The following is a 4151-nucleotide window of genomic DNA, read 5'->3' on the forward strand; positions in this document are numbered from 1 at the left end:
TAAGCCCCCCGCCCGGGCGGCGCCCCTCACCTGGTCCTGCCGAAGTTCCGCTGCGCCCGCCGCGCCCCGCACCCGCCCTTGGGCTCCCCCGCATAAGGATTGGGACGGTACGGGCGGTCAACCGCCTCTCGACGCGCTGGGCCGCGCAGGCCTCCGCACAGGACTCGGGGACCGTCTTCGCCGCCTCCGGGGTCTGGCGTCCGTACCGTGGCCTTCTCCCTGTTCGCCGAACACGACCTGCTCGACCACGCCCCGCTCTTCGGGCTGGACACGCCGGCGACGAGAACGTCGGGCGCTTCCCCGGTCAGCTCCGAGCCGCCGGGCGGGGCCGCGCCGCCCCGCGTGCGGCACCCGGACCGCCGGGCGGAGGTCCGGTTCGAGCGGCCGTTCGGGTTCCTGGCCGTTCACCGGGAACCGCGGCCGGTCCTCGCCGCGGGCTGGGTCACCGATCCGGAGACGACGGTCGAGGCGGGCAGGTACGCCGGTGCGAGGCGGCCAGCGCCGCCGTCTCGGTGAAGTCGGGGACGCGCCCGGTGCCGCCGCGGCCGGAGACCGAGAGGGAGGCGGCGGCCATGCCGTAGGCCACGGCGTCCGCGAGGGTGTCGCCGAGGACGAGCCGGGCGGTGGTCGTGCCGGTGAAGCAGTCCCCCGCGCCGGTCGCGTCCACCGGCTCGGGATTGACGGGCACGGGGTGGTACGCCGCCCGCGTGCCGTCGTCCAGCAGCAGCCGGTCGGCGCCCGCGGTGACCGCGACCGTGCGGGCGCCCAGCGCGCGGCAGCGGGCTGCGGCGGTGCGCGGGTCTGCGGTGTCGAGAAGGGCCAGCGCGTCGGCCGGGCAGGAGGCCTTGAGCAGCCCGGTCAGCGGCGCGAGCCGGGTCAGCAGCTCGCGGGCCTCGGCCGGGCCGGTCAGCCGGGAGCGGAAGTTGGGATCGTAGGTCAGGTGCCCGCCCGCCCCGTGCACGAGGCGGGCCGCGGCCAGCACGGCGGCGCGGCTGCTCGGCGACAGGGCGCCGGTGACGCCGCTGGTGACGAGCGCACCGCAGCGGGTCAGCAGCGCGCGCCAGGACGCGATGTGGTGGGGCCCGAGGGTGGAACCGGCACTGCGGGTGCGCCAGTAGACGAACGCGCGGTCGCCGTCGGTGTCGGCGGAGAGCAGGTAGGCGCCGTTGGGGCGGGGGGCGCGGCGGATGTGGGAGATGTCCACGCCGAGTTCGGCGGCCCGGCGGAGCAGCGGGACGGCGAGTTCGTCGTCGCCGACCACGGCGAGCAGGGCGGTACGCGCACCGGCCGCCACCGCGGCGGCCGCGGCGTTGAGAGCGTCCCCGGAGTAGGAGATACGGGCCGGGGTCCCGTCGGCGGCCTCGCGCAGGGCGGTGTCCGCGTGGATCTCGACCAGGACCTCGCCGAGTACGAGGACGTCGTAGCGCGGGTCGGCCCGTCCGGCCACGGTCAGTGCCCCGTGGCTGCGTCGCGGGGAGCACAGCCCGGCGTGGCCGATCCGGCGAACACGGCGGCCAGCTCGTCCGGGCCGCTCGGCAGGCCGCCGCCGATGCCGACGGCCGTGGCGCCGGCCGCGAGCCAGTCGGGGACCTCGGCCGGCCGGATGCCGCCGGTCGGGACGAGCACCGCGCCGGGCAGGACCGCCCGGAGGGAGCGGACGAACCCCGGGCCGCCCACGTGCGCGGGGAAGACCTTGGCGGCTCCTGCGGCCCGGACGGCGGCGGCGATCTCGCCGGGGGTGAACCCGCCCTCGATGAAGGGGGCTTCGCGGCGCAGGGCCACGGCGCGGACCTCGGGGGCCGGGTAGGGGGAGACCAGGAAGGCGGCCCCCGCGTCGAGGGCGGTCTCCGCCTGCGCGGTGGTGGTGACCGTGCCGACGCCGATGAGCGCCGGGCGGCCGTGGAGGTCGCTCAGCGGCGCCGTGCGGGTGACGGCCCCGGCCCAGCCGGGGGTGGAGGTGGTGAGCTCGACCGCGCGGCAGCCGGCGGCGAGCAGGGAGGTGGTGCGGCGGACCGACTCGTCGGCGTCGGCGTCGCGCAGCACGGGCAGCACGCGCTGCGCGGCCAGCACCGCGTACAGGTGGCCGGACGAGTGGGCGGACGAGCGGGTCGACGGGTGGCCGGACAGGCGGCCGGACAGGTGATCGGGCAGGCGATCGGGCAACGGAGGACCCTCCCCTTCGCTCCACGCACTTGTTCCGCGTTCCATGGAGTGGAACGGCGTACCGCATGACGGAACCATGTGGTCTAGACCCTACCCACGCGAGGAGCGCTCGTGTCAATGGAGGAAGCGGCAGCGGGCGGGCACGCCGGCCGGACCTCCGCGGCCGGTTCCGTCCTGGAGAAGTCCCTGCGCGTCCTGGAGGCGGTGGCCGCTCCCCGGTGGCCCGCACCGCCTCGCCGACGTGACGGCGGCGGCCGCGGTGCCCAAGTCGAGCACTTCCGCATCCTGGCCTCGCTGATCGAGCAGGGCTTCGTACGCCAGGAGGCCGACAGCCGGTACGGGGTGGGCCGCGGCTGCGCGGGCTGTCCGCCCTGCTCGGTGCCGGGGAACCGCCCAGCATCGGGCGCGTCCTGGGCACACTCCGGCAAGCCACCGGCCAGACGGTCCATCTGGCCCTGCACAGCGGCGGACCTTCACCTGCATCCGCAAGCTGGAGAGCGAGGAACAGCCCTTCCGGACGGCCTCCCGTGTCGGCATGCGCATGCCGCTGCACACGACCGCGATCTGGAAGGAGCATTTTGGCCCTGCTGCCCGCCGAGGAGGTACGGGAACTGATCGACGCGACCGGGCTGCCGCGCCGCACGACGCACACCCTCACGACGGCACGGGCCCTGCACACCGAACTGGCGGCGGTCCGCGCCCGGGGCTTCGCCGTCGACGACGAGGAGAACGAGCCCATCATCCGCTGTGTCGGCGCGGCGGTCCTCGGTCCGTCGGGCCGGCCGGTCGGCGGGGTCAGCGTCACGACCGTCACCTTCCTGGTCTCCCGCGAAGAGATCGAGGCGTACGCACGGTCCTGCGTACGGCGGCGGAGGCGCTGGCTCCGCTGCTGTGACCCCCGGTGGAAGGGCCGTGAAAACTGTTCGGGAAAATTCTTCCGGATAACTGTTATCGACGCCTCCGTCGACGGTCTCCCATGTATCGGGCATCATCGACCGCCGGTACGGACAGGGAACATCACATGACTACTCAGCACACCGCAGCACTCGTGGCAGCGGCCCGCGCGGGTGACCCCCGCGCGCAGGACGAGCTCGTCAGCGCCCATCTCCCGCTCGTCTACAACATCGTCGGGCGGGCCCTGAACGGGTCCTGCGACGTGGACGACGTGGTGCAGGACACGATGCTGCGGGCGCTCGACGGGCTGGGCGGCCTGCGTGTGGACGAGAGCTTCCGGTCCTGGCTCGTGGCGATCGCGATGAACCGCGTGCGGGCGCACTGGCAGGCCCGGCAGAGTGGTTTCGGCGAGAGCACACTTGAGGCCGCGAGCGATGTCGCCGACCCGGGTGCCGACTTCGTCGACCTGACCGTCGCCCGCCTCCACCTCGCCGGCCAGCGGCGCGAGACGGCCCGCGCCACCCGCTGGCTGGAGCCCGAGGACCGGGCTCTGCTGTCCCTGTGGTGGCTGGAGTGCGCCGGGGAGCTGACCCGGGCGGAGGTGGCGGGCGCGCTGGAACTGACCCCGCAGCACACGGCGGTGCGGGTCCAGCGGATGAAAGCGCAGCTGGAGTCGGCCCGTGTGGTGGAGCGCGCGCTGGACACCCATCCGGCGTGCGAGGAGCTGCGGACCGTGATGGGGGGCTGGGACGGAGAGCCCTCGGCGCTGTGGCGCAAGCGAATAGCCCGGCACGCCCGTGAATGCGTACGGTGCTCCGGTCTGTGGAGCGGACTGGTTCCGGCGGAGGGACTGCTGGCCGGTCTGGCCCTGGTGCCCGTCTCGGCGGCCCTGCTGGCGGGGATGAAGACGGCTGGGGCGGCAGGCTTCGCTCCCGCGAGCGTGGCCTTCGCCGAAGGTTTCGACGGCGGCTTCGACGGCGGCTACGACGACGCGGCGACCCAGCTCACCCCGGTGACCGACATGAGCGGCGGTGGCCGCGGCGCGCTCCGCAAGCGCCGGCAGAGCCGCCGCCGGGTGGTCGGCGGTGCGGTGC

At 75.0% G+C, this 4151-nt stretch carries 4 protein-coding genes; 2 read left to right on the plus strand and 2 right to left on the minus strand.

Features of this window, described 5'->3' with window-relative positions; genetic code table 11:
* Window positions 1-442: 442 nt before the first annotated feature.
* Together ACWGIU_RS31425 and ACWGIU_RS31430 are read right to left on the minus strand one after the other, a co-directional pair.
* Window positions 443-1447, minus strand: coding sequence for a PfkB family carbohydrate kinase (locus tag ACWGIU_RS31425; protein ID WP_453711513.1), 1005 nt, complete (start codon window positions 1445-1447; stop codon window positions 443-445).
* A 2-nt stretch (window positions 1448-1449) separates the two neighbouring features.
* The gene (locus ACWGIU_RS31430; protein ID WP_453711514.1) at window positions 1450-2163 is read right to left on the minus strand and encodes a bifunctional 4-hydroxy-2-oxoglutarate aldolase/2-dehydro-3-deoxy-phosphogluconate aldolase; all 714 of its coding nucleotides are present in this window, start codon (window positions 2161-2163) and stop codon (window positions 1450-1452) included.
* Between the two features lie 527 nt (window positions 2164-2690).
* Between ACWGIU_RS31430 and ACWGIU_RS31435 the strand changes: the two genes are divergently transcribed.
* Both ACWGIU_RS31435 and ACWGIU_RS31440 read left to right on the plus strand, forming a co-directional pair.
* Window positions 2691-3188, plus strand: a complete 498-nt coding sequence (locus ACWGIU_RS31435; RefSeq protein ID WP_453711515.1) for an IclR family transcriptional regulator — start codon at window positions 2691-2693, stop codon at window positions 3186-3188.
* Window positions 3185-4151: sigma-70 family RNA polymerase sigma factor (locus ACWGIU_RS31440; RefSeq protein ID WP_453711516.1), on the plus strand; the 967-nt coding region annotated here is incomplete at its 3' end. The genes ACWGIU_RS31435 and ACWGIU_RS31440, both read left to right, overlap by 4 nt.

This window comes from Streptomyces sp. NPDC054840 (assembly GCF_053611065.1).